Origin of the sequence: Variovorax atrisoli 110B (assembly GCF_000382045.1) — a bacterium.
GTDB lineage: Bacteria > Pseudomonadota > Gammaproteobacteria > Burkholderiales > Burkholderiaceae_C > Variovorax > Variovorax atrisoli.
This window is the reverse complement of record NZ_KB907450.1, coordinates 668,363-691,343: the sequence shown is the minus strand read 5'-3', so window position 1 is coordinate 691,343 and position 22,981 is coordinate 668,363. Positions and strand designations below refer to the sequence as shown.

Below are 22,981 nucleotides of genomic sequence, written 5' to 3'. Positions count from 1 at the left end.
CCAGGTTACGCGTCGGCCATCAGCCGAAGGACTTGCCTTCGGCCACCAGCTTCTGGATCAGCGGCGCGGGCTGCCAGAACTCGGCGTCGTCGCGCGGGTTCTTCGCGAAGCGCTTCATCGTCTCGGCCACGTTGTACAGGCCGACCTGCGACGCGTAGTGCATCGGGCCACCGCGATAGATCGGGAAGCCGTAGCCGGTGAGGTACACCATGTCGATGTCGCCCGACTTCGAGGCGATGCCGTCTTCCAGGATGTGCGCGCCCTCGTTGACCAGCGCGTACACCAGGCGCTGCACGATCTCCTCGTCGGAAATCTTGCGCGGCGTGATGCCCAGTTCCTTGCGATGGTCCTCGATCATCTTGTTGACCAGTTCCGACGGGATGGCGTCGCGCTTGCCGGCCTGGTAGTCGTACCACCCTGCCCCGGTCTTCTGGCCGAAGCGGCCCAGTTCGCAGAGCTTGTCTGCCGTGCGGCTGTACTTCATGTCGGCGCGCTCCACGGCGCGGCGCTTGCGGATCGCCCAGCCGATGTCGTTGCCGGCCAGGTCGCCCATGCGGAACGGGCCCATGGCGAAGCCGAACTTCTCGATGGCCTTGTCCACCTGCTGCGGCGTCGCGCCTTCGTCCAGCAGGAAGCCGGCCTGGCGGCTGTACTGCTCGATCATGCGGTTGCCGATGAAGCCGTCGCACACGCCCGAGACCACGGCCGTCTTCTTGATCTTCTTCCCGATGGCCATGACGGTGGCCAGCACGTCCTTCGCGGTGGCCTTGCCGCGCACCACTTCCAGCAGCTTCATCACGTTGGCGGGGCTGAAGAAGTGCATGCCGACCACGTCCTGCGGACGCTCGGTGAACGAGGCGATCTTGTCGACGTCCAGCGTCGAGGTGTTCGATGCCAGGATCGCGCCCTTCTTGGCGACGCGGTCGAGTTCCTTGAACACCTTCTCCTTCACGCCGATTTCCTCGAACACGGCCTCGATGATGAGGTCGGCGTCCTTCAGGTCGTCGTAGCTCAGCGTGGTGCTCAGCAGGGCCATGCGCTGCTCGTACTTGTCCTGCTTGAGCTTGCCCTTCTTGACCTGGGCTTCGTAGTTCTTCTTGATGGTGGCGATGCCGCGGTCGAGCGCCTCCTGCTTCATCTCGAGGATGGTCACGGGGATGCCCGCGTTCAGGAAGTTCATCGAGATGCCGCCGCCCATGGTGCCGGCGCCGATCACGCCGACCGACTTGATCTCGCGCTTGGGGGTGTCTTCCGGCACGTCGGGTATCTTGCTCGCGGCGCGCTCGGCCATGAACAGGTGGCGCAGCGCCAGCGATTCGGGCGTGAACATCAGCGAGGTGAAGATGCGGCGCTCTTCGGCCATGCCCGCGTCGAACTTCAGCTTGGTGGCTGCCTGCACGGCATCGACGCACTGCAGCGGCGCGGGGTAGTTCTTCGACATGCCGCCGACCATGTTCTTCGCGAACTGGAAGTAGGCATCGCCCTGCGGGTGCTTGCACGGCAGGTTGCGCACCAGCGGCAGCTCCTCGCCCGTCTTGCCGGCCACGCTCTTGGCGAAGGCCACGGCCTCGTCGAGCACCGATTCGGCCGATGCGGCCAGCTTGTCGAACAGCTTCTGGCCGGGCACCGATGCGAGCAGCTCGCTCTTGACCGGCTCGCCGCTGACGATCATGTTCAGGGCCGTCTCGACGCCCAGAACGCGCGGCAGGCGCTGCGTGCCGCCTGCGCCGGGAATCAGGCCCAGCTTGACTTCGGGCAGCGCGACGCTGGTGCCGGGAGCGGCCACGCGGTAATGGCAGCCCAGGGCCAGTTCGAGGCCGCCGCCCATGCACACCGAGTGGATGGCAGCGACGATGGGCTTGGGAGAGGCTTCCAGCGCGAGGATCACGCTCAGCAGGTTGGGCTCCTGCAGCGCCTTGGGCGTGCCGAACTCCTTGATGTCCGCGCCGCCCGAGAACGCCTTGCCGGCGCCGGTGATGACGATGGCCTTGACGGCGTCATCGGCGTTGGCCTTCGACAGGCCGTCGGTGATGCCGATGCGCGTCGAGAAACCGAGACCGTTGACCGGAGGGTTGGTCAGTGTGATCACGGCGATATCGCCGAGCACTTTGTATTCAGCCGTCATGCTGCGTTCCTTGGTGTGTGAAGAAAAAGAAGAAAAAGCACGAGTGTTCTTTTTCGGGGGATTCTAGGCGTTTCGCGCGGCCCAACAATGGCACGCAGTCGCTGTAGAGACAAGGGCCGGGGATGCGGTGAACGGATACCGGACGCAGAAGACGCGGAGGTTTCGCGGAGGACGCAAAGGAAAGTCAGAAAAAATGATCTGCCTTCTCTTTCGCGCCCTTCGCGTGATCTTCGCGCCCTCTGCGTCCTCTTCGCTCGCAAACCCGCAATCGGAGGCCTAGACCTCCAGCCACTCCTTGCGGATGGTGGCGTCGGCGCGCAGGCCGGCGGGGGTGCCGTCGAAGACGATGCTGCCGTGGCCCATCACGAGCGCGCGGTCGGAGATTTCCATCGCGATGGTGAGCTTCTGCTCGATCAGCAGCACCGAGATGCCCTTGTCCTTGAGGGTGCGGAGGTACTGCCCCACCAGCTCGACGATCTTCGGCGCAAGGCCCTCCGTGGGCTCGTCGATGATGATCAGGTCGGGGTCGCCCATCAGCGTGCGGCACAGCGTGAGCATCTGCTGCTCGCCGCCGGAGAGCACGCCGGCCTCGGTGTGCTGGCGCTCCTTCAGGCGCGGGAACATGCCGTACATGTCGTCGAAGGACCAGCGGCTGCCCTTGCCCGACCCCTTCTGCCCCAGCAGCAGGTTCTGATGCACCGTGAGCTTGGGGAAGATGTCGCGGTTCTCCGGCACGTAGCCGATGCCGAAGTGCGCGATCTCGTAGGCCTTGCGGCGCAGGATGTCCTGCCCCTTCCAGTGCAGGCCGCCTTCCGCATGCACTAGGCCCATGATCGCCTTGGCGGTGGTCGAGCGGCCCGAGCCGTTGCGGCCCAGCAGCGCGACGATCTCGCCCGGGCTCACCTCGAAGGAAACGCCATGCAGCACATGGCTCTTGCCGTAGTAGGCGTGGATGTCTTGGAGCTTCAGCATTTCAGTGTCCCGCTCCCTGCGCGTCGGCAACGGAAGAGCCCAGATAGGCCTCCTGCACGCGCGCGTTGGCGCGAACGGCGGCGGGCGTGTCGAAGGCGATGACCTCGCCGTAGACCACCACCGCGATCTTGTCGGCAAGCCCGAAGACCACGCCCATGTCGTGCTCCACCGTCAGGAGCGTCTTGCCGACGGTGACGTGCTTGATGAGCGAGATGAAGTGCGAGGTCTCGGTCTTGCTCATGCCGGCCGTGGGCTCGTCCAGCAGGATCACGCTGGCGCCGCCCGCAATCGTCACGCCGATCTCCAGCGCGCGCTGCTCGGCATAGGTGAGGTTCATCGCGTGCACGTCGCGCTTCTTCTCCAGCCCGATCTGCCGGATGAGCTCTTCCGTGCGCTCGTTGGCATCGTCCAGGTTCGAGAGGAAGCGCAGGAAGGTGTACTTGTAGCCCAGGCTCCACAGCACGCCGCAGCGCAGGTTCTCGAAGACGCTGAGCTTCGGGAAGATATTGGTGATCTGGAAGCTGCGCGACAGCCCCATGCGGTTGATCTCGTACGGCTTCATGCCGTCGATGCGCGTGCCGTTGAGCAGCACCTCGCCGCTGGTCGGCGCGAGCCGGCCGCTGATGAGGTTGAAGAGCGTCGACTTGCCCGCGCCGTTCGGACCGATGATGGCCACGCGTTCGCCGGCCGTCACGGCCAGGTCCACGCCGCGGATGATGTCGGTCTTGCCGAAGCTCTTGCGCAGGTTCCTGAGTTCGAGTGAATAAGTGGTCATGCCGTCTCCCGCCGCTTGATCTCGGCTTCGATTTCCTCCTGCGCATGCCCCCAGGCCCTGGTGAAGCGTCTGCGCACCACCTCGAACACGCCCAGGCCCACCGCGAACAGCGCAATTGCGACGATCCAGCTCGTGGCCGAGGAGGTGTCGAGCTGCAGCCCCGCGAACGGCACCATCGGGCCGAGCGCCGCGTTGAGCTGCATGTGATAGATCATCTCGACGATGGCCGCCGCGCCCGCGAGCATGATGGCCGCGCCGACCAGCAGCCCGACGTACAGCAGGTAGAAGCGCTTGATCTTGCCGAACAGCGCCACGCGCACGTTCATCATGATCAGGCTGGCCACGCCGCCGGGCGCGAACATCACCATCAGCAGGAACACCAGGCCCACATAGAGCAGCCAGGCCTTGCTGAGCTCGGACAGCAGCACCAGTGCGAACACCAGCAGCGCCGCGCCGATGATCGGCCCGAAGAAGAAGGTCGCGCCGCCGAGGAAGGTGAACAGCAGGTAGCTGCCCGAGCGCAGCCCGTTGAGGCTGTCGGCCGCGTTCACGATCTCGAAGTTGATGGCCGCCAGTCCGCCGCCGATGCCCGCGAAGAAGCCGGCGATGATGAAGGCGTAGTAGCGCACGCGCTGCGTGTTGTAGCCGATGAACTCCACGCGCTCCGGGTTGTCGCGCACCGCGTTCAGCATGCGACCGAGCGGCGTGCCGGTGAAGGCGAACATCAGCCCGGTGCAGATGAAGCAGTAGACGGCGATCAGGTAGTACACCTGCTTCTGCGGACCGAAGTTGAGCCCGAAGAAGGAGGCGCCGTACACCCGGTTGGTGGTGATGCCGCCCTCGCCGCCGAAGAAGCTGGGGAACATCAGCGCCATCGCTGCCACCAGCTCGCCCAGGCCCAGCGTGATCATCGCGAAGGTCGTGCCCGACTTCTTGGTAGACACATAGCCGAAGAGCGCGGCGAAGAACATGCCGCCCAGGCCGCCGACGATGGGAATGAGCACCAGCGGAACCGGCAGCTTGCCGGCGCTGGCCAGGTTCATCGCATGGATCGCGATGAACGAGCCCATGCCTACGTACACCGCATGCCCGAAGCTGAGCATGCCGCCCTGCCCCAGCAGCATGTTGTAGCTCAGGCAGATGATGATGAGATAGCCGATCTGCGACAGCATGGTCAGCGCCAGGCTGCTGGTGAAGACCATCGGCGCCACGATCAGCAGCAGCGCGAAGAAGCTCCAGATCAGGATGCGGCCGATGTTCAGCGGCTTGAACCGGTAGTACTGGACGGGGTTGTTTGTCGTGGTTGCGGTATTCATCGCTTCAGTCCTCCCGGGTTCCGAGAAGACCCTTGGGCCTGAAGATGAGGATCAGCACCAGGAAGAGGTACGGAAGGATCGGCGCGACCTGCGAGATCGTCAGCTTGAGCAGCTCGTAGCCGAAGGTCTGGTCGGTCACCGCCACGCCGAAGGCCTGCAGTCCGGTGGCCAGCGACTGGTCCATGGCCACGGCGAAGGTCTGCACCACGCCGATGATCAGCGAGGCCAGGAAGGCGCCCGCCAGCGAGCCCATGCCGCCGACCACCACCACCACGAAGATGATGGAGCCGACCGACGCAGCCATCGCCGGCTCGGTGACGTAGGTGTTGCCGCCGACCACGCCGGCCAGTCCCGCCAGCGCGGCGCCGCCGCCGAAGACCAGCATGAAGACGCGCGGCACGTTGTGGCCCAGCGCCTCGACCATCTCGGGGTGCTTGAGCGCCGCCTGGATCACCAGGCCGATGCGCGTGCGCGTGAGCAGCAGCCACACCGACACCAGCATCAGCACCGCCACCAGCATGATGAAGGAGCGCGACTTGGGGAACTGCGTGCCGTAGAGCGTGAAGAGCGGTCCCTGCAGCGCCGACGGCAGGCCGTAGGGCACCGTGGAGCGGCCCCACACCAGCTGCACGACTTCGAGGATCAGGTACGAAAGGCCGAAGGTCACCAGCAGCTCGGGCACGTGGCCGAACTTGTGGACGCGGCGCAGGCAGTAGCGCTCGAAGGCGGCGCCCAGTGCGAACACCAGCAGCGGCGCGATGAAGAGCGCCGGCCAGAAGCCGAGAATGCCCGACAGCGTGTAGGCGAAGTAGGCACCCAGCATGTAGAAGCTCGCGTGCGCGAAGTTGAGCACGCCCATCATGCTGAAGATCAGCGTGAGGCCGGAGCTCAGCATGAACAGCAGCAAGCCGTAGCTCACGCCGTTGAGCAGCGAGATGACGAAGAATTCGACGTTCATCGGTCTTTCGTGTCAGTTGAAAAAGAAAGAGGCCCGAGTGTTGAAGTCGGGCCTCGACCAACAAGCAGGCTGCCGGGCTCAGTCCCTCGCCGTGCGTTGCACGGCACAGGCTGCATGAGCGACACGCAGTGCGCGCAGCCTGGGAGCGAACGTCATCCCGGACGCTTCATCTGGCACGAGGTGGGCGTGCTCGCCACGTACGCGTCGTAGTACTTCACCGGCACCAGCGTGTAGCCGGTGTTCTCGGGGCTGTACGGATACTTGGCGCTGGCCTTCTCCCACTTGGCGATGTACAGGCCCTGCTGTGCCTGGTGGTCGGTCTTGCGCAGCTCGATCTCGCCGTTGAAGCTCTTGAACTTCATGCCTTCCATCGCGGCCGCCACCTTCACCGGGTCGGTCGACTTGGTCTTCACGAAGGCTTCGGTGAGAGCCTGGAACACCGTGTAGATGTCGGTGGTGTAGAGGTCGTCGTTGAACTTCTTCTTGAAGTCGTCGGCGTACTTCTGCATGTCGCCGCCCATGTTGTAGTGGGCGTAGCCGACCTGGTAGACCTTGCCGTCGGAAGCCGCGCCCATGGCCGTCGGCGTGCCGGTGGTCACCGCGTAGTAGGTGTAGAACTTGACGTTCAGGCCCGAGTCGTTGGCGGCCTTGATCAGCAGCGCCAGGTCGGAGCCCCAGTTGCCGGTGATGACGGTGTCGGCACCCGATGCCTTGATCTTCGCGATGTAGGGCGAGAAGTCGCGCACCTGCGCGAGCGGATGCAGGTCGTCGCCGACGATCTGCACGTCGGGGCGCTTGGTCTTGAGGTTGTCCTTCGCGAACTTCGAGACCTGCTGGCCGTGCGCGTAGTTCTGGTTCAGCAGGTAGACCTTCTTGATCTCCGGCTGGTCCTTCATGTAGGTGGTCAGCGCCTCCATCTTCATCGACGTGTCGGCGTCGAAGCGGTACTGCCAGTAGCTGCACTTGCTGTTGGTCAGGTCGGGGTCGACGGCCGCGTAGTTCAGGTACAGCGCTTCCTTGCCGGGGTTGCGCGCGTTGTTCTTCTCGAGCGCGTCGATGATGGCCAGGGCCGGGCCCGAGCCGTTGCCCTGCACGATGTAGCGCGCGCCCTGGTCGAGGGCCGAGCGCAGCGCGCTGGTGGTCTCCTGCGGGCTGAGCTTGTTGTCGATGCCGATGATCTCGAACTTCACGCCCGCCGCATTCTTCTTGTTGAACTCCTCGGCGAAGAACTGGAAGGTCTTGAGCTGGTTCGTCCCGACCGCGGCCATCAGGCCCGACAGCGGGTCGAGCCATGCGATCTTGACGGTTTCACCCTTCTGGGCAAAGGCACCGGTGGCGGTGGCAGCGATGACGGCTGCGGCGGCGATTTTCAGAGCGAAGTTCAATCTATATCTCCTGGTCAAACCGATTCAAAACGCCGCACGAGAGTACAAGCGTTTGCAGCCCCTCCCCTCAGGGAATGCCCGTAAGAGGGGCGCCGCAAAGGCCCGTTTCTATCGCGCATGCGACACCGCGTTTCTCCAATTTGCTACCCGCCGGTAGGCACCTGCTACCGCCGGGTAGGAAACGCGTTCACAAAGCGCCTAGGGACGCTTCATCTGGCACGACGTGGGCGTGCTCGCCACGTACGATTCGAAGTACTTCACGGGAACGTTGGTGTAGCCGGTGTTCTCCGCGTCGTAGGGGTACTTTGCGCTCGCCTTCTCCCACCGCGCGATGTAGAGGCCCTGCTGCAACTGGTGGTCGGACTTGCGCATCTCGACCTCGCCGTTGAAGCTCTTGATCTTCATGCCTTCCAGTGCGGCCGCCACCTTCACCGGGTCGGTCGACTTCGTCTTGGTGAAGGCCGCATCGAGCAGCGCGAACACGTGGTAGATCGACGACTGCGTGAGGTCGTCGTTCATGCGCTTCTTGTAGCCTGCGAGCAGCTGCTGGATCTCGCCGCCCATGTTGTAGTGGGCGTAGGCGACGGTGTAGACCTTGCCCGCGGAGGTCGCGCCCATCGCGGTGGGCGTGCCGGCGCCCGGCGCATAGTAGGTGAGGAACTTGACGTCCAGGCCGGAGTCGTTCGCTGCCTTGATGAGCAGCGACAGGTCGGAGCCCCAGTTGCCGGTGATGACGGTGTCGGCGCCCGATGCCTTGATCTTCGCGATGTAGGGCGAGAAGTCGCGCACCTGCGCGAGCGGATGGAGGTCGTCGCCCACGATCTGGATGTCGGGGCGCTTCACCTTCAGGTCTTCCTTGGCGTACTTCGACACCTGCACGCCGTGCGCATAGTTCTGCCCGAGGATGTAGACCTTCTTGATGTCGGGCTGGTCCTTCATCCAGGTGGTCAGCGCCTCCATCTTCATCGACGTGTCGGCGTCGAGCCGGAAGTGCCAGTAGCTGCACTTGCTGTTGGTCAGGTCGGGGTCGACGGCTGCGTAGTTCATGTACAGCAGCTCCTTGCCCGGGTTGCGCGCGTTGTTCTTCTCGATCGCGTCGATGATCGCGAGCGCGGGGCCCGAGCCGTTGCCCTGCATGATGTAGCGCGCACCCTGGTCCTGCGCGGAACGCAGCGCCGCGGTGGTCTCCTGCGGGCTGAGCTTGTTGTCCAGCGCGATGATCTCGAACTTCACGCCCGACTGGTTCTTCTTGTTGAACTCTTCGGCGAGGAACTGCGTGGTCTTCAGCTGGTTGGTGCCCACCGCAGCCATCAGGCCCGAAAGCGGGTCGAGCCAGGCGATCTTGACTGTCTCGCCCTTCTGCGCGAACGCGGCGGCAGCACTCGCCAACATTGCACAGGCAGCTACGGACTTGATGGCAACTTGCATGAAGAGTCTCCAATGTGAAAGGCGGAACGCCAGCGTACAAGCGGCCCTTTTTCCGCCGCACAGGGATTGCCCGCAAGCAAGGCCGCCGGGGCCGCCTTGCTATCGCGTATGCGACAGCGCGGCGCCCGCGGCAGCCCCGGCGGTCAAGCCGTGGGCAGCTTGTAGTCCTTGAGCAGCTCCCGCAGCTTCGTCTTGAGGATCTTTCCGGTGGCGCCCAGCGGGATGGCGTCGACGAACACCACGTCGTCCGGGATCTGCCACTTGGCGGTCTTGCCCTCGTAGAACTTCAGCAGCTCCTCGCGCGTGACCTCCGCATTGGGCTTCTTCGCGACGGCGATGATCGGCCGCTCGTCCCACTTCGGATGAAACACGCCGATGCACGCGGCCATGGCCACGGCCGGATGCGCGACGGCGATGTTCTCGATGTCGATGGAGCTGATCCATTCGCCGCCGGACTTGATCACGTCCTTGCTGCGGTCGGTGATCTGCAGGTAGCCCTCGGCGTCGATGGTGGCCACGTCGCCGGTGGGGAACCAGCCGCGGTTGCGTTCGTCGGGAATGAGCGGATCGCCACCCTCGCCCTTGAAGTACTCCTTGACGATCCACGGACCCTTGACCAGCAGGTCGCCATAGGCCTTGCCGTCCCAGGGCAGTTCCTTGCCGTCGCCGTCGACGATCTTCATGTCGACGCCGAAGATGGCGCGGCCCTGCTTCATGCGGATCTGCAGCTGCGCATCGGGCGGCAGCGACAGGTGCTTGTTCTTGAGCGTGCACAGTGTGCCCAGCGGGCTCATCTCGGTCATGCCCCAGGCGTGCAGCACTTCCACCCCGTAGAGCTCCTGGAACGCCTTGATCATGGCCGGCGGACATGCCGAGCCGCCGATCACCGTGCGATTGAGCTTGCTGAACTTCAGGCCGCCGGCCTGCATGTGGCCCAGCAGCATCTGCCACACGGTGGGCACGCCGGCTGCGAAGGTCACGCCTTCCGACTCGATCAGCTCGTACACCGACTTGCCGTCGAGCGCCGCGCCCGGAAACACCAGCTTGCAGCCGACCAGCGCGGCCGAGTACGGGATGCCCCATGCGTTGACGTGGAACATGGGCACCACCGGCAGCACAGAGTCGCGCGCCGACAGGCGCATCACGTCGGGCAGCGCGGCGGCATACGCATGCAGCATGGTCGAGCGATGGCTGTAGAGCGCGGCCTTGGGGTTGCCCGTGGTGCCGCTCGTGTAGCACATGCTGGAGGCGGAGTTCTCGTCGAAGGTGGGCCACTCGTACTCGGTGGACTGCGTGCCCATCCAGGTCTCGTAGCTCACGAGATTGGGCACGCCGCTGTCGGCGGGGAGCCTGTCGGCATCACACAGTGCAACCCATTTCCGGATCGTGGGACAGCGCGCGTGCACCGCCTGCACCAGCGGCAGGAACGTGAGGTCGAAGCACAGGATCTGGTCTTCGGCATGGTTGGCGATCCACGCGATCTGGTCGGGGTGCAGGCGCGGGTTGATGGTGTGCAGCACGCGGCCGCTGCCGCTCACGCCGTAGTACAGCTCCAGGTGGCGATAGCCGTTCCAGGCCAGGGTGGCGATGCGGTCGCTGAACAGCAGCTGCTCGCCGTCCAGCGCGTTGGCCACCTGCCTGGCGCGCGATGCGATGTCGCGCCACGTGCAGCGGTGGATATCGCCTTCGACACGGCGCGAGACGATCTCGCCGTCGCCGTTGTGGCGCTCGGCGAACTCGATCAGCGACGAGATCAGAAGCGGTTGGTCTTGCATCAAACCCAGCATCTACGGACTCCTATGTGAAATGACTTCTTCAAAGCTCGGGAACAACGCATTCACGCAAGCTTCGGCCATTTGCACAATGACACAAACCCGCACTGCACGATTGAACGAAGCGGCTCATTGCTTGAGCGTGATCTGGGTGGCGGCGGGTGTGGCGTCGAGCAGCAGCTGCGAGGGCCACGGCGCCCAGGTTGCACCAAGTTCGGGCGTGTTCGGATCGCCCTTTCGCATGAAGGCGCCCACGCTGGCCATGACCGCGTTCGACAGCGCCAGCCTCCCCTTCTCGTTGGCCTTGCCGCGTATCACGTTAGACAGCACCGAGGGGCCGAAATTGCCGAACACGAAAGGCAGGTCGAAGGCGTGCGCGGCGCCGTACACGTCGTTCCAGGGCGCGGCCTGCTGGGCCCAGTCGAGTCGGTAGTGCCAGATGTTCGACTGGCGCGTCTTCATCGTGTCGAGCAGGTTGTCGCGGTTGGCCTCGAACAGCCCTTTGGTGATGAGGGCCGTCGCCGCGTCGTAGCCGGTGCCGGGCTTGTCTACCGGAAGGTAGAACGGGTCGATGATGTCTTCCACCTTGAGCGTGGGCGCCGCATCGGGGTTGAAGTTGAACATCATCGAGAAGCGCTGGGCATCGGAGACGATCCAGCCCGACTTCGGGAAGCCGATGGTGCCCAGCAGCGATGCGAACAGCTTGCCCTCGTCGCGCGTGTTGCCCGAGAGCATCGGCACCTTCACGTACTGATCGGCGGCGATGGCGCCGATGGGGTCGGTCGGGATCACCGTGCCGTCGGGAATGGGGCCGACCGCGCCGAGGCCGGCCGCGACCACGGTGGTGAGCATCTTGCCGCCGTCCTGCGCGCGCAGGTAGTCGGCGATCTGCGCCGGCGTGCGACCGGCGATGTAGGCCTTGGCGGCCGTGGCGTCGGCGACGGTGCCGTCGGCGACGAGCAGCTTCTCCAGGATGGCCTCGCCCTGCGCCAGCGAGACCGAGGCCGGCGACAGCGAAGGCAGCGTGCCCGCCGGCAGGTTGCTCGCCAGCGAGATGCCGCCGCTCATCTCGAAGGCCTTGTGGAAGAGGCCCTTGGCCATCGGCGAGGTCATCACCGACAGCAGGTTGGTGGCGCCGGCCGATTCGCCCGAGAGCGTGACGTTGCCCGGGTCGCCGCCGAAGCTGGCCGCGTTGTCGCGGATGAAGCGCAGCGCCGCCATGTTGTCCAGCAGCGCGAAGTTGCCCGAGTCGTCGCCTTCCGTCCCGCCCGGACGCAGCTGCGGCACGTTCAGGAAGCCCAGGATGCCCAGCCGGTAGCTGGCGGTGATGACCACCGCATTGGCGGCCTTGGCCAGCGCGGCACTGTCGTACAGCGGGTCCGCCGTATAGCCCGAGATGTTGCTGCCGCCATGGATGAAGAGCAGCACCGGCAGGTTCTTCTCTTCCGTGGCCGGGCGCCAGATGTTGACGAACAGGCAGTCCTCGCTGCCCGAGGGCTTGCCCAGCATGGTGCCGATGGTCTCGTCGTAGGTGTTGTTGGCGCCGGGACTGAAGATGCGGCCGATCTGCAGGCAGGCATTGCCGAACTTGCTGGCCTGGCGGATGCCGGTCCAGGGCTCGGGCGCCGCGGGCGCGCGCCAGCGCAGCGCACCGACCGGCGGCTTGGCGAAGGGAATGCCCTTCCAGAACCAGGTGCCGGTCCTGGCGCTGTCGTCCACGCCCTCGACCTTGCCGGCGGTGGTCTGTCGGACCATGGGGCCGTCGGCCGCGGGCGGCGCCGGGGCGGGAGCCGGTGCGGGCGGCGGCGCGCTGGGCAGGAAGACGAAGCCCGACGAATCGGAACCGCCGCCTCCACAGGCCGAAGGCGCCGCAAGGGCGGCCGCTGCCATCGCCAGGGCAGCAGCCCTGGCCGTGGCCGTCTTTCCTGCTGCTGCCGGGCCCTTCGGCGCTCGGGCGTTTGCCTCTGTCTCCATGTTTCTTGTCTCCACACCGGGTTAATCGGAATTCCTGGCTTGACGCGCCGCGCCCATACTCCGGGGCCGCCGAACACGTAAAAAAATTCTAGGAACCGGCACGGTTTTCATCGCTATCGCAACAAAGCCAAACGAATGACTTCAGGAGCCTCCACGCCGCTGCGCCAGCGCAGCCCCCAACGCCGGGCGGGCTGCATGCCGCAGCCGGAGCTGCGCACCAGCTCGGCCGCATGGCTCGAGGGCGTCCTGTCGATGTTCGAGGCCGAGGGGCTGGATGTGCCCTCGCTGCTGCGCGAAGCCGGCTTCGACCCCGACTCGCTGCACCGGCAGAACGCCCGCATCCCGGTCGACGAGATCTCCGTGCTCTGGCAGCTCGCGGTGGCCCGCGCCGGCCGGCCCACGCTGGGCCTGCACCGCGACCTGGCTTCCACGCACAGCAAGCTGGGCACGGTCGGGCATGCGATGTCGTGCAGCTCCAGCCTCGAAGCGGCGCTCGTGCGGCTCACGCGCTACATGCCGGTGATCTCGGACGCGACCGCGTTCTCGCTGCAGCCCGATCCGCGCGGCTGCTGGATGGTGATGCGACACACCGGCGGCAGCCTGCCCATTCCGCGCCAGCGCGTCGAATACGCCCTGCTGACCGTGCTCATGCAGTGCCAGTGGCTCACCCGGCGCGACCTGCAGCCGCTGGCCATGGAGTTCGTCTACCCATCCCCGGCCGACGACCGCCTGCACCGCGAGGCCTTCGGCTGCGAGGTGCGGTTCAACTCCGAGGCCAACCGCCTGCTGCTGTCGGCCGCCGACCTTGCCACGCCCCTTCCCACCTTCCACGAAACGCTCGGGGAGATGCAGGAGCACCTGCTCGAGGAGCAGCTCGACCTTTTGGGCCAGACCACCACCAGCACGCTGGTGTGCGCCGAGATCGCACGCCGGCTGCAGCACGGCGAGCCGCGCCGGCAGGACGTGGCCTCGGGACTCGGCCTGGCCGAGCGCACGCTGCAGCGGCGGCTGCAGGAGGAATCGGTGTCCTTCCAGGCGCTGCTCGACCGCACCCGCCGTGAACTGGCGAAGCAATACCTGGCCGAAGACCGCCACACACTGACCGACGTGGCCGACATGCTGGGCTTCGTCGACAGCAGCAACTTCTTCCGGGCCTGCAAGCGCTGGTTCGGCGTGCCGCCGGCGCAGTACCGGGCCCGCATCTGGGACACGCCGGCCGCCCTCGCGGCCTGACCCTCCACGCCCCTCGATGGCCCGCCCGGCCAGGGGTTACGCGCCGTGCCGGACAATCCGGGCATGAGCTTGCTTGCTGAAGACACCGAGGCCGCGGACCTGGGCTTGCGCTGGAAACCGGGGTTTGCCGCCCTGGGACCGGCCTTTTTCACCGAACTGCGCCCCACGCCCCTGCCCGGTCCCTACTGGGTGGGCCGCAGCGAAGCCGTCGCCCGCGAACTCGGGCTACCGACCGACTGGCACGAATCGAAGGCCACGCTGGCGGCGCTGACCGGCAGCATGCCGGTGGCCGGCGCCCGCCCCATCGCCACCGTCTACAGCGGCCACCAGTTCGGCGTGTGGGCCGGACAGCTCGGCGACGGGCGCGCCATCATGCTCGGCGAGACCGAGGGCGGCCTCGAGGTGCAGCTCAAGGGTGCGGGGCGCACGCCCTACTCGCGCGGCGGCGACGGCCGCGCGGTGCTGCGCTCCAGCATCCGCGAATTCCTTTGCAGCGAGGCCATGCACGGCCTGGGCATTCCGACCACCCGCGCGCTGTGCGTGACCGGCTCCGATGCCCCCGTATACCGTGAGGAGATCGAAAGCGCCGCCGTGGTCACCCGCGTGGCGCCCAGCTTCGTGCGCTTCGGCCACTTCGAGCATTTCGCGGCCAACCAGCGCGACGAGGAACTGCGCGCCCTGGCCGACTACGTCATCGACCGCTACTACCCGGCCTGCCGAACCACCGACCGCTTCGACGGCAACGCCTATGCAGCCTTCCTCGAGGCCGTGAGCGAGCGCACCGCGGCCCTGCTCGCCCAGTGGCAGTCCGTGGGCTTCTGCCACGGGGTGATGAACACCGACAACATGAGCATCCTCGGGCTCACCATCGACTACGGGCCGTTCCAGTTCCTCGACGGCTTCGACCCGCGCCATATCTGCAACCACAGCGACACTCAGGGGCGCTACGCCTTCAACCAGCAGCCCAACGTGGCCTACTGGAACCTCTTCTGCCTGGCGCAGGCACTGCTGCCGCTGATCGACGACCAGGAAGTCGCGGTGGCTGCGCTGGAGTCGTACAAGACGGTGTTCCCGAACGAATTCGAGGGCCGCATGCGCGCCAAGCTGGGCCTGACGGAGGCTGCCGAAGGCGACCGACCGCTGATCGAAGGCGTGCTCAAGCTGCTGGCCGCGGGCAAGGTCGACTACACGATCTTCTGGCGCCGGCTTTCCGGCTACATGGCCGACGGCAACGTGGAGCCGGTGCGCGACCTGTTCCTGGACCGTGCGGGCTTCGACGCCTGGCTGCTATCGTTTTCGCAGCGCCATGCCGGCACCGACAGGGCGCTGGCCGCCGAACTGATGCGTCGCTCCAACCCCAAGTTCGTGCTGCGGAACCACCTGGGACAGCAGGCCATCGAAGCAAGTCAGCAAAAGGACCACTCGGGTGTGGCAACCTTGCTGGCTCTGCTGCAGACCCCATTTGAAGAACATCCCGGCGCCGACGCGTATGCCGGGTTCCCGCCCGACTGGGCTTCCACGATCGAAATCAGCTGCTCATCATGACCACTCCCGTACAGAAAACCGACGCCGAATGGAAAGCCCTGCTCGCTGAGAAAGGCGCCGAACCCGCGGCCTTCGAGGTGACCCGCCACGCGGCCACCGAACGCCCCTTCACCGGCAAGTACGAGGCGCACTGGGAAGACGGCACCTACCACTGCATCTGCTGCGGCGCCAAGCTGTTCGAGTCGAGCACCAAGTTCGACGCCGGCTGCGGCTGGCCCAGCTTCTCGCAGGAGGCGGTGCCGGGCGCCATCCGCAACATCATCGACCGCTCGCACGGCATGGTTCGCACCGAGAACGTCTGCGCCAACTGCGGCGCCCACCTGGGCCACGTCTTCCCGGACGGCCCGACCGAAACCGGCCTGCGCTACTGCATGAACTCGGCGTCGCTCGACTTCCAGAAGAAATAAGAGAAAAAGCGGCCCGCTCGATGAAACTGATCCTCGACTTCTTCCCGATCCTGCTCTTCTTCATTGCCTACAAGATGGGCAACATCTACACCGCCACCGGCGTGCTCATGGCCGCCACGGTGGTGCAGATGGCGATCATCTACGCCACCGAGCGCAAGCTGCAGGCGATGCAGAAGGCCACGCTGGTGCTGATCCTGCTGTTCGGCACGCTCACGCTGGCGCTGCACGACGATCGCTTCATCAAGTGGAAGCCGACGGTGCTGTATGGCGCTATGGCGCTGGCGCTCGCGGTGGCGCTCTGGGCACTCAAGAAGAACTTCCTGAAGATGCTGCTGGGCTCGCAGTTGGAGCTGCCCGACCGCATCTGGGGCCGGCTCAACGTGGCGTGGATCGGCTATTGCGTCTTCATGGCCGTCATCAACGGCTACGTGGCGGCGTACTTCACCACCGAGGCCTGGGTCAACTTCAAGCTCTGGGGCTACGTGTTCCCCATCGTCTTCCTGGTGGCGCAGGGCCTGTACATCGCGCCGCACCTGAAGAACGAAGAAGACAAGCCCGCGGCATGACGAGCACGACCGCCCCCCTTCCCACCACAGCCGGACTCGAGGCGGCGCTGCGCAAGGCGCTCGCGCCCACGGCCCTCGAAGTGATCGACGAAAGCGCGGCCCACGCGGGCCACGCGGGTGCCAACGCCGAGGGCCGGGGCACCCATTTCCGGGTGCGCATCGCCTCCCCCCTGTTCGAGGGGAAGCCCCGCGTGGCGCGGCATCGGCTTGTGTATGATGCCCTCCAGGTTTTTATCGCACAGGGTCTGCACGCCATCGCCATCGAGGTGCTCTGAGTCAGTCGTCCAACGGACCGAACGCCGCGCTTGCACCGGCCGCTGCTCCTCTTCCCCTCCAATTCCTGCTTTCTTCCCCGCGCCTTTTCCTACACGCGCATTTCCCTCCCAGCTCGATATTCATTCCATGAAAAAACACATCATGCAGGCCGTCGCGGCCGCAGCGCTGCTCGGTGCCATCCCCATGGCGGCCCTGGCGCAGAACGCAGCCATCGTGAACGGCAAGCCGGTGCCCAAGGCCCGCATGGACGTCCTGGCCCAGCAGCTGGCAGCCGCCGGCCGCCCGGTGACGCCCGAGATGCAGGGCCAGCTGCGCGAGGAGATCGTGGCTCGCGAAGTGTTCATGCAGGAAGCCCAGAAGCAGGGCCTGGACGCCACCGAGGACTACAAGAACCAGCTCGAACTCGCCCGCCAGGCCATCCTGATCCGCGCGCTGTTCGAGAACTACCGCAAGACCAACCCGGTCTCGGACGCCGACGTGAAGGCCGAGTACGACAAGTTCGTCGCGGCCAATGGCGGCAAGGAATACAAGGCGCGCCACATCCTCGTCGAGACCGAAGACCAGGCCAAGAAGATCATGGCCGACCTGAAGAAGGGCGCCAAGTTCGAGGACATCGCCAAGAAGCAGAGCAAGGACCCGGGTTCGGGCGCCAATGGCGGCGACCTCGACTGGGCCAACCCCGCGAGCTTCGTGCCCGAGTTCTCGGAAGCCATGATCAAGCTCAAGAAGGGCGAGACCACCCCCGCCCCGATCAAGACCCAGTTCGGTTGGCACATCATCCGCGTCGACGACATCCGCCAGGCTCAGCTGCCGAAGCTGGAAGAAGTCAAGCCGCAGATCACGCAGCAGCTGCAGCAGCAGCGCCTGCAGAAGTACCAGGAAGACCTGCGCGCCAAGGCAAAGGTCGAGTAATCGACCCCGAGCAAGAAAAAAGCGGCCTCAGGGCCGCTTTTTTCATGGGCGCTCAGATCGCCCAGGTGCCGAAGTTGTCGCCCGGGCCGTCGAGTGCCCCGAACACCTGCCAGGCCGCGCCGGCATCCGCGCCCTGCACCGCCCGGCCCAGCGCATCGAGCGTGCGATGGATCTTCTTCGATGCGCCGAAGTGCGCGGCATTGAGCGCCTCGAGCTGCGGCAGCAGCGTACGCAGGATCTCGATGCGTGCCGACGAAGCCGCCGCCTCGTCCGCGCGCCACGCGAGCAACTGCTTGCGGATCAAGTCCTCGATCCGCGCCGCTTCCAGCACATGCCGGCTTCGCGGGTGATCGAGGTCGAGCATCAGTCTCAGCCCACCCAGCGGCGCGCATTGCGCCAGATCTGCATCCAGGGGCTCAGCTCGCTCTTGTCGCCCGAGGTCCAGCTCATCTGGATGTTGCGGAACACGCGCTCGGGGTGCGGCATCACGGCGGTGAAGCGGCCGTCGGGCGTGGTCACCGAGGTCAGGCCGCCGGCGCTGCCGTTGGGGTTGAACGGGTACTGCTCGGTCGCCTTGCCGTGGTTGTCGACGAAGCGCATCGCCGCGATGGCCTTGTCGGCGTCGCCGCGGTACTTGAAGTTGGCGTAGCCCTCGCCGTGCGCCACCGCGATCGGCAGACGGCTGCCGGCCATGCCCGCGAAGAAGATGCTGGGCGATTCGAGCACCTCGACCATCGACAGGCGTGCCTCGAAGCGCTCGCTCTGGTTGGTGGTGAAGCGCGGCCAGGCTTCGGCGCCCGGGATGATGTCGGCCAGCTCGGCGAACATCTGGCAGCCGTTGCACACGCCCAGGCCGAAGGTGTCGGCACGGCCGAAGAAGGTCTTGAACTGCTCGGCCAGCTTCGGATTGAAGGTGATGCTGCGCGCCCAGCCGATGCCGGCGCCCAGCGTGTCGCCGTAGCTGAAGCCGCCGCAGGCGACCACGCCCTTGAAGCTGGCAAGGTCCGCCCTGCCCGACTGCAGGTCGGTCATGTGGACGTCGAAGGCCTCGAAGCCGGCCTCGGTGAAGGCGTAGGCCATCTCGACGTGCGAGTTGACGCCCTGCTCTCGCAGGATCGCGACCTTCGGCCGCGACTGCAGGAGGGCCGGGGCAACCGGCGCGGCAGCCTGCTGCGCGTTCGGCAGGAAAACGTGCATGCCCGGATCGGCCGGATCGCCAGCCGCCGCGTGTTCGGCATCGGCGCAGGCCGGGTTGTCGCGCTCGCGGGCGATCTTCCAGCTGACCGAGTCCCACACCTGCTGCAGGTCGTGCAGGCTGGCGCTGAACACGGACTTGGCATCGCGCCAGACTTCGACCTTGCCCTTGCCCGCGTCCATCGGCGAGCTGGCGGGGCGCGTCTTGCCGACGAAATGGCTGTGGGTGCTCAGGCCGTGGGCGCGCAGCACCTGCATGACGTCGTTGCGCTCGGCGGTGCGCACCTGCAGCACCATGCCCAGTTCCTCATTGAACAGCGCCTTGAGCGTGAGCTCCTCGCGGCGCGCGCTGACCTGCTGCGCCCAGTTCTTGGCGTCGCCGGTCTCCATGCGGCTGTCGGAGATGCCGTCGCCCTCCGTGACGAGCATGTCGACGTTCAGCGCCACGCCGACGTGGCCGGCAAAGGCCATCTCGCAGGCGGTGGCGAACAGGCCGCCGTCGCTGCGGTCGTGCATCGCGAGGATCTTGCCGTCGGCGCGCAGCGCGTTCACGGCATTGACCAGCGCGACGAGCTGCGCCGGATCGTCGAGGTCGGGCACCGTGTCGCCGCTCTGGTCGAGCGTCTGCGCGAGGATGCTGCCGGCCATGCGGTGCTTGCCCTGGCCCAGGTCGATCAGCACCAGCGTGGTGTCGGGCTCCTCGGCATCGAGCTGCGGGGTGAGCGTGCCGCGCACGTCGGGCAGCGTGGCGAAGGCGCTGACGATCAGGCTCACGGGCGACGTGACCTTCTTCGCTTCGGCGCCGTCCTTCCACTGGGTACGCATCGACAGCGAATCCTTGCCGACCGGAATCGACACGCCCAGCGCCGGGCACAGTTCCATGCCGACAGCCTTCACGGTCTCATACAGCGCGGCGTCCTCGCCGGGCTCGCCGCAGGCGGCCATCCAGTTGGCCGAGAGCTTCACGCGCGAGAGTTCGATGGGCGCTGCCAGCAGGTTGGTGATGGCCTCCGCCACCGCCATGCGGCCCGAGGCCGGCGCGTCGAGCGCGGCCAGCGGCGTGCGCTCGCCCATGCTCATGGCCTCGCCGGCAAAGCCCTTGTAGTCGGCCAGCGTCACGGCGCAGTCGGCCACCGGCACCTGCCATGGGCCGACCATCTGGTCGCGATGGCTCAGGCCGCCCACGGTGCGGTCGCCGATCGTCACGAGGAAGCGCTTGGAAGCCACGGTCGGATGCGAGAGCACGTCGATGGCCGCCTTCTGCAGGTCGACACCGGTGAGGTCGAGCGGCTTGAAGCTGCGCGCCACGGTCTTGACGTCGCGATGCATCTTCGGCGGCTTGCCGAGCAGCACGTCCATCGGCATGTCGACGGGCTGCACCTCGGCGCCTTCGTCGGCCACCAGCAGCTGGCGCTCCTCGGTAGCCACGCCGACCACCGAGAACGGGCAGCGCTCGCGCTCGCAGAAGGCCTTGAACTGTTCGAGCGAATCGGGCGCGATGGCCAGCACGTAGCGCTCCTGGCTTTCGTTGCACCAGATTTCCTTCGGCGCCATGCCCGACTCCTCGAGAGGCACCGAGCGCAGGTCGAAGCGCGCGCCGCGGCCGGCGTCGTTGGTGAGTTCGGGGAAGGCGTTGCTCAGTCCGCCCGCGCCCACGTCGTGGATCGCGAGGATGGGGTTGGCCGCGCCCTGCTGCCAGCAGTGGTTGATGACCTCCTGCGCGCGGCGCTCGATCTCGGGGTTGCCGCGCTGCACCGAGTCGAAGTCGAGCTCGGCCGCGTTGGCGCCGGTGGCCATCGAGCTGGCGGCGCTGCCGCCCATGCCGATGCGCATGCCGGGGCCGCCGAGCTGGATCAGCAGCGAGCCGGCGGGGAACTGGATCTTCTTGGTCTGCGCCGCATCGATGCTGCCGAGGCCACCCGCGATCATGATGGGCTTGTGGTAGCCGCGCTGGACGGTGTCGACGTCGCTGGCCACGGTCTGCTCATACTCGCGGAAGTAGCCCAGCAGGTTGGGACGGCCGAATTCGTTGTTGAACGCGGCGCCGCCCAGCGGGCCCTCGGTCATGATCTGCAGCGGGCTGGCGATGTGCTCTGGCTTGCCATAGCTGCCCTCTTCCGGCCAGAGCTTCGAGACGGTGAAGCCGGTCAGGCCGGCCTTGGGCTTGGAACCACGGCCGGTGGCGCCCTCGTCGCGGATCTCGCCGCCCGCGCCGGTCGAGGCGCCCGGGAACGGCGAGATGGCCGTGGGATGGTTGTGCGTCTCGACCTTCATCAGCACATGGCTCAGGGCGCTATCTTTTTGATAGCTCTGCGAGCCGTGGGCCGGCACGAAGCGCTCGATGGTCGTGCCCTCCATGATCGAGGCGTTGTCCGCGTAGGCCACCACGGTGTGCTGCGGGTTCAGCTTCTCGGTGTTGCGGATCATCGAGAACAGGCTCTGCGACTGGGCCTGGCCGTCGATGGTGAAGTTGGCGTTGAAGATCTTGTGGCGGCAGTGCTCGCTGTTGGCCTGCGCGAACATCATGAGCTCGACGTCGCTGGGGTTGCGGCCCAGGCGGGTGAAGGCGTCGACGAGGTAGTCGATCTCGTCCTCGGCCAGGGCCAGGCCGAAGCCGGTGTTGGCCGCCACCAGCGCGGCGCGGCCCCCACCCTGCACGTCGACCTGCGCCATCGGCTGGGCCGGCAGTTCGCTGAAGAGGCTGGCGGCCTGCTCGACGGTGGCCAGCACCGACTCGGTCATGCGGTCGTGCAGCGGGCCGGCCACGGCGGCCAGCGCGTCGCCTTCGAGCACGGGCGCCTTGCCGATCAGGGGTGCCTTGAGCTTCAGGTGGTATTGGGTGACGCGCTCCACGCGCCGCAGGGCCAGCCCGCAGTTGTGAGCGATGTCGGTGGCCTTGGAGGCCCAGGGCGACACGGTGCCCAGGCGCGGCGTGACCGTGACGCTGGCGCCGGCCTTGGCCGGGGCCTCGAAGGGGTCGCCGTAGGTGAGCAGCGCGGCGAAGCGCTCGCGGTCCGCCGCGTCGAGCGCCGCATCGGTCACCACGAGGTGCACGAAACGGGCCGAAATGCCCTCGATGCGCGGTTCGATGGCCTGCAGCTTCGGCAGCAGCTGCCGCGCGCGGAAGTCGCTGAGCGCGCTGCCGCCCTCGAACATGGTTACGACAGGAAGGGCTTTAGGTGCGGGCTGCGTCACGGTCGATGGGGCCTCGGGGGCCGCGTTGGGAATCAAGGAATCGAGGCGGATGGCCGCTGACTGGGGTCATCCGCGTTAACCCGGAATTTTAGCTTGCCGAATGGGATAATTCGGCCATGAGCATTAACTACAAAGACGCTGCAGGCATCGAAGCCATGCGGGTCGCCTGCCGCCTGGCCTCCGAGGTGCTGGACTACCTCACCCCCTTCATCAAGCCCGGCATCACGACCAACGAAATCGACCGGCTCGCCGCCGAGTACATGGTCAAGCAGGGCACCACCTCGGCCACGGTGGGCTACATGGGCGCGAGCAGCGTCCCGTTCCCGAAGTCGCTGTGCACCTCGGTGAACCATGTGGTGTGCCACGGCATTCCGAACGACAAGCCCCTGAAGAAGGGCGACATCATGAACGTCGATGTGACCGTCATCAAGGACGGCTGGTTCGGCGACAACAGCCGCATGTACGTGATCGGCGACGCGTCGATCGCCGCCAAGCGCCTGTGCCAGATCACCTTCGAGGCGATGTGGCACGGCATCCTGCAGGTGCGCCCCGGCGCGCACCTGGGCGACGTGGGCCATGCGATCCAGAAGTTCGCCGAAGGCCACGGGTTCTCGGTGGTGCGCGAGTTCTGCGGCCACGGCGTGGGCCAGCGCTTCCATGAAGAACCCCAGGTGCTGCACTACGGCCGCCCGGGCACCATGGAAGAGCTCAAGCCCGGCATGATCTTCACCATCGAGCCGATGATCAACGCCGGCAAGCGCGACGTGAAGGAAGACTTCAAGGGCGGCCAGTACGACGGCTGGACCATCGTCACGCGCGACCATTCGCTGTCGGCCCAGTGGGAGCACACCGTGCTCGTCACCGAGACCGGCTACGAGGTGCTGACCCTGTCGGCCGGCAGCCCGCCGCTGCCCTCCTTCGTCACCGCCACCAAGACCTGACGCGGCA

At 66.3% G+C, this 22,981-nt stretch carries 18 protein-coding genes; 7 read left to right on the top strand and 11 right to left on the bottom strand.

Annotation, left to right across the window (positions count from 1 at the left end):
- Positions 1 to 19: 19 nt before the first annotated feature.
- From G369_RS0103315 to G369_RS0103270, 9 genes are all read right to left on the bottom strand, one after another.
- Positions 20 to 2,125: a 3-hydroxyacyl-CoA dehydrogenase NAD-binding domain-containing protein gene (locus G369_RS0103315; RefSeq protein ID WP_019652553.1), complete on the bottom strand. Its 2,106-nt coding sequence runs from the start codon at positions 2,123 to 2,125 to the stop codon at positions 20 to 22.
- 276 nt (positions 2,126 to 2,401) lie between these two features.
- A complete protein-coding gene (locus tag G369_RS0103305) occupies positions 2,402 to 3,097 on the bottom strand; it encodes an ABC transporter ATP-binding protein (RefSeq protein WP_019652552.1) in 696 nt (231 codons plus the stop codon).
- Position 3,098: 1 nt separating this feature from the next.
- The gene (locus G369_RS0103300; RefSeq protein WP_019652551.1) at positions 3,099 to 3,872 is read right to left on the bottom strand and encodes an ABC transporter ATP-binding protein; all 774 of its coding nucleotides are present in this window, start codon (positions 3,870 to 3,872) and stop codon (positions 3,099 to 3,101) included.
- The gene (locus tag G369_RS0103295; RefSeq protein ID WP_019652550.1) at positions 3,869 to 5,188 is read right to left on the bottom strand and encodes a branched-chain amino acid ABC transporter permease; all 1,320 of its coding nucleotides are present in this window, start codon (positions 5,186 to 5,188) and stop codon (positions 3,869 to 3,871) included. The genes G369_RS0103300 and G369_RS0103295 overlap by 4 nt, the downstream gene beginning before the upstream one ends.
- Before the next feature lie 4 nt (positions 5,189 to 5,192).
- On the bottom strand, positions 5,193 to 6,146 hold the full coding sequence (locus tag G369_RS0103290) for a branched-chain amino acid ABC transporter permease (protein WP_019652549.1): 954 nt from the start codon (positions 6,144 to 6,146) through the stop codon (positions 5,193 to 5,195).
- Positions 6,147 to 6,298: 152 nt separating this feature from the next.
- Positions 6,299 to 7,531: a branched-chain amino acid ABC transporter substrate-binding protein gene (locus G369_RS0103285; RefSeq protein ID WP_019652548.1), complete on the bottom strand. Its 1,233-nt coding sequence runs from the start codon at positions 7,529 to 7,531 to the stop codon at positions 6,299 to 6,301.
- Between the two features lie 198 nt (positions 7,532 to 7,729).
- Positions 7,730 to 8,959: a branched-chain amino acid ABC transporter substrate-binding protein gene (locus G369_RS0103280; protein ID WP_019652547.1), complete on the bottom strand. Its 1,230-nt coding sequence runs from the start codon at positions 8,957 to 8,959 to the stop codon at positions 7,730 to 7,732.
- Between the two features lie 143 nt (positions 8,960 to 9,102).
- Entirely contained in the window at positions 9,103 to 10,746 is a 1,644-nt protein-coding gene (locus tag G369_RS0103275; RefSeq protein ID WP_020722940.1) for a 3-(methylthio)propionyl-CoA ligase, read from the bottom strand.
- Positions 10,747 to 10,860: 114 nt separating this feature from the next.
- Positions 10,861 to 12,621 (bottom strand): carboxylesterase/lipase family protein, encoded by a 1,761-nt coding sequence (locus G369_RS0103270; protein WP_019652545.1) that lies wholly within the window; start codon positions 12,619 to 12,621, stop codon positions 10,861 to 10,863.
- 279 nt (positions 12,622 to 12,900) lie between these two features.
- Between G369_RS0103270 and G369_RS0103265 the strand changes: the two genes are divergently transcribed.
- From G369_RS0103265 to G369_RS0103240, 6 genes are all read left to right on the top strand, one after another.
- Complete coding sequence (locus G369_RS0103265) at positions 12,901 to 13,938, top strand: AraC family transcriptional regulator (RefSeq protein ID WP_019652544.1); 1,038 nt, start codon at positions 12,901 to 12,903, stop codon at positions 13,936 to 13,938.
- Positions 13,939 to 14,001: 63 nt separating this feature from the next.
- Positions 14,002 to 15,483 carry a protein adenylyltransferase SelO gene (locus G369_RS0103260; RefSeq protein WP_019652543.1) on the top strand — a complete coding sequence of 494 codons (1,482 nt, stop codon included), beginning with the start codon at positions 14,002 to 14,004 and terminating at the stop codon, positions 15,481 to 15,483.
- A complete protein-coding gene (gene msrB / locus G369_RS0103255) occupies positions 15,480 to 15,890 on the top strand; it encodes a peptide-methionine (R)-S-oxide reductase MsrB (protein WP_019652542.1) in 411 nt (136 codons plus the stop codon). Before G369_RS0103260 ends, msrB begins: the two co-directional genes overlap by 4 nt.
- A 20-nt stretch (positions 15,891 to 15,910) precedes the next feature.
- Entirely contained in the window at positions 15,911 to 16,456 is a 546-nt protein-coding gene (locus G369_RS0103250; RefSeq protein ID WP_019652541.1) for a septation protein A, read from the top strand.
- The gene (locus G369_RS0103245; protein ID WP_019652540.1) at positions 16,453 to 16,731 is read left to right on the top strand and encodes a BolA family protein; all 279 of its coding nucleotides are present in this window, start codon (positions 16,453 to 16,455) and stop codon (positions 16,729 to 16,731) included. The genes G369_RS0103250 and G369_RS0103245 overlap by 4 nt, the downstream gene beginning before the upstream one ends.
- A 127-nt stretch (positions 16,732 to 16,858) precedes the next feature.
- Positions 16,859 to 17,644: a peptidylprolyl isomerase gene (locus G369_RS0103240; RefSeq protein ID WP_019652539.1), complete on the top strand. Its 786-nt coding sequence runs from the start codon at positions 16,859 to 16,861 to the stop codon at positions 17,642 to 17,644.
- A gap of 52 nt (positions 17,645 to 17,696) precedes the next feature.
- Here the strand turns inward: G369_RS0103240 and G369_RS0103235 are convergent, their stop codons facing one another.
- A complete protein-coding gene (locus tag G369_RS0103235; RefSeq protein WP_019652538.1) occupies positions 17,697 to 18,008 on the bottom strand; it encodes a hypothetical protein in 312 nt (103 codons plus the stop codon).
- A gap of 5 nt (positions 18,009 to 18,013) precedes the next feature.
- On the bottom strand, positions 18,014 to 21,994 hold the full coding sequence (gene purL, locus G369_RS0103230) for a phosphoribosylformylglycinamidine synthase (protein WP_038113786.1): 3,981 nt from the start codon (positions 21,992 to 21,994) through the stop codon (positions 18,014 to 18,016).
- 155 nt (positions 21,995 to 22,149) lie between these two features.
- Here purL and map point away from each other — a divergent pair, with 155 nt between their 5' ends.
- Positions 22,150 to 22,974, top strand: a complete 825-nt coding sequence (gene map / locus G369_RS0103225; protein WP_019652536.1) for a type I methionyl aminopeptidase — start codon at positions 22,150 to 22,152, stop codon at positions 22,972 to 22,974.
- Positions 22,975 to 22,981: the final 7 nt, after the last annotated feature.

Bases quoted from the DNA above. Each gene is read 5' to 3' on its own strand.
- G369_RS0103275 (WP_020722940.1), bottom strand. From the start codon at position 10,746: ATGCTGGGTTTGATGCAAGACCAACCGCTTCTGATCTCGTCGCTGATC.
- purL (WP_038113786.1), bottom strand. From the start codon at position 21,994: ATGTTCGAGGGCGGCAGCGCGCTCAGCGACTTCCGCGCGCGGCAGCTG.
- G369_RS0103295 (WP_019652550.1), bottom strand. From the start codon at position 5,188: ATGAATACCGCAACCACGACAAACAACCCCGTCCAGTACTACCGGTTC.
- G369_RS0103300 (WP_019652551.1), bottom strand. From the start codon at position 3,872: ATGACCACTTATTCACTCGAACTCAGGAACCTGCGCAAGAGCTTCGGC.
- G369_RS0103280 (WP_019652547.1), bottom strand. From the start codon at position 8,959: ATGCAAGTTGCCATCAAGTCCGTAGCTGCCTGTGCAATGTTGGCGAGT.
- G369_RS0103315 (WP_019652553.1), bottom strand. From the start codon at position 2,125: ATGACGGCTGAATACAAAGTGCTCGGCGATATCGCCGTGATCACACTG.
- G369_RS0103260 (WP_019652543.1), top strand. From the start codon at position 14,002: ATGAGCTTGCTTGCTGAAGACACCGAGGCCGCGGACCTGGGCTTGCGC.
- G369_RS0103235 (WP_019652538.1), bottom strand. From the start codon at position 18,008: ATGCTCGACCTCGATCACCCGCGAAGCCGGCATGTGCTGGAAGCGGCG.
- map (WP_019652536.1), top strand. From the start codon at position 22,150: ATGAGCATTAACTACAAAGACGCTGCAGGCATCGAAGCCATGCGGGTC.
- G369_RS0103250 (WP_019652541.1), top strand. From the start codon at position 15,911: ATGAAACTGATCCTCGACTTCTTCCCGATCCTGCTCTTCTTCATTGCC.
- G369_RS0103265 (WP_019652544.1), top strand. From the start codon at position 12,901: ATGCCGCAGCCGGAGCTGCGCACCAGCTCGGCCGCATGGCTCGAGGGC.
- G369_RS0103240 (WP_019652539.1), top strand. From the start codon at position 16,859: ATGAAAAAACACATCATGCAGGCCGTCGCGGCCGCAGCGCTGCTCGGT.
- G369_RS0103270 (WP_019652545.1), bottom strand. From the start codon at position 12,621: ATGGCAGCGGCCGCCCTTGCGGCGCCTTCGGCCTGTGGAGGCGGCGGT.
- msrB (WP_019652542.1), top strand. From the start codon at position 15,480: ATGACCACTCCCGTACAGAAAACCGACGCCGAATGGAAAGCCCTGCTC.
- G369_RS0103305 (WP_019652552.1), bottom strand. From the start codon at position 3,097: ATGCTGAAGCTCCAAGACATCCACGCCTACTACGGCAAGAGCCATGTG.
- G369_RS0103290 (WP_019652549.1), bottom strand. From the start codon at position 6,146: ATGAACGTCGAATTCTTCGTCATCTCGCTGCTCAACGGCGTGAGCTAC.
- G369_RS0103245 (WP_019652540.1), top strand. From the start codon at position 16,453: ATGACGAGCACGACCGCCCCCCTTCCCACCACAGCCGGACTCGAGGCG.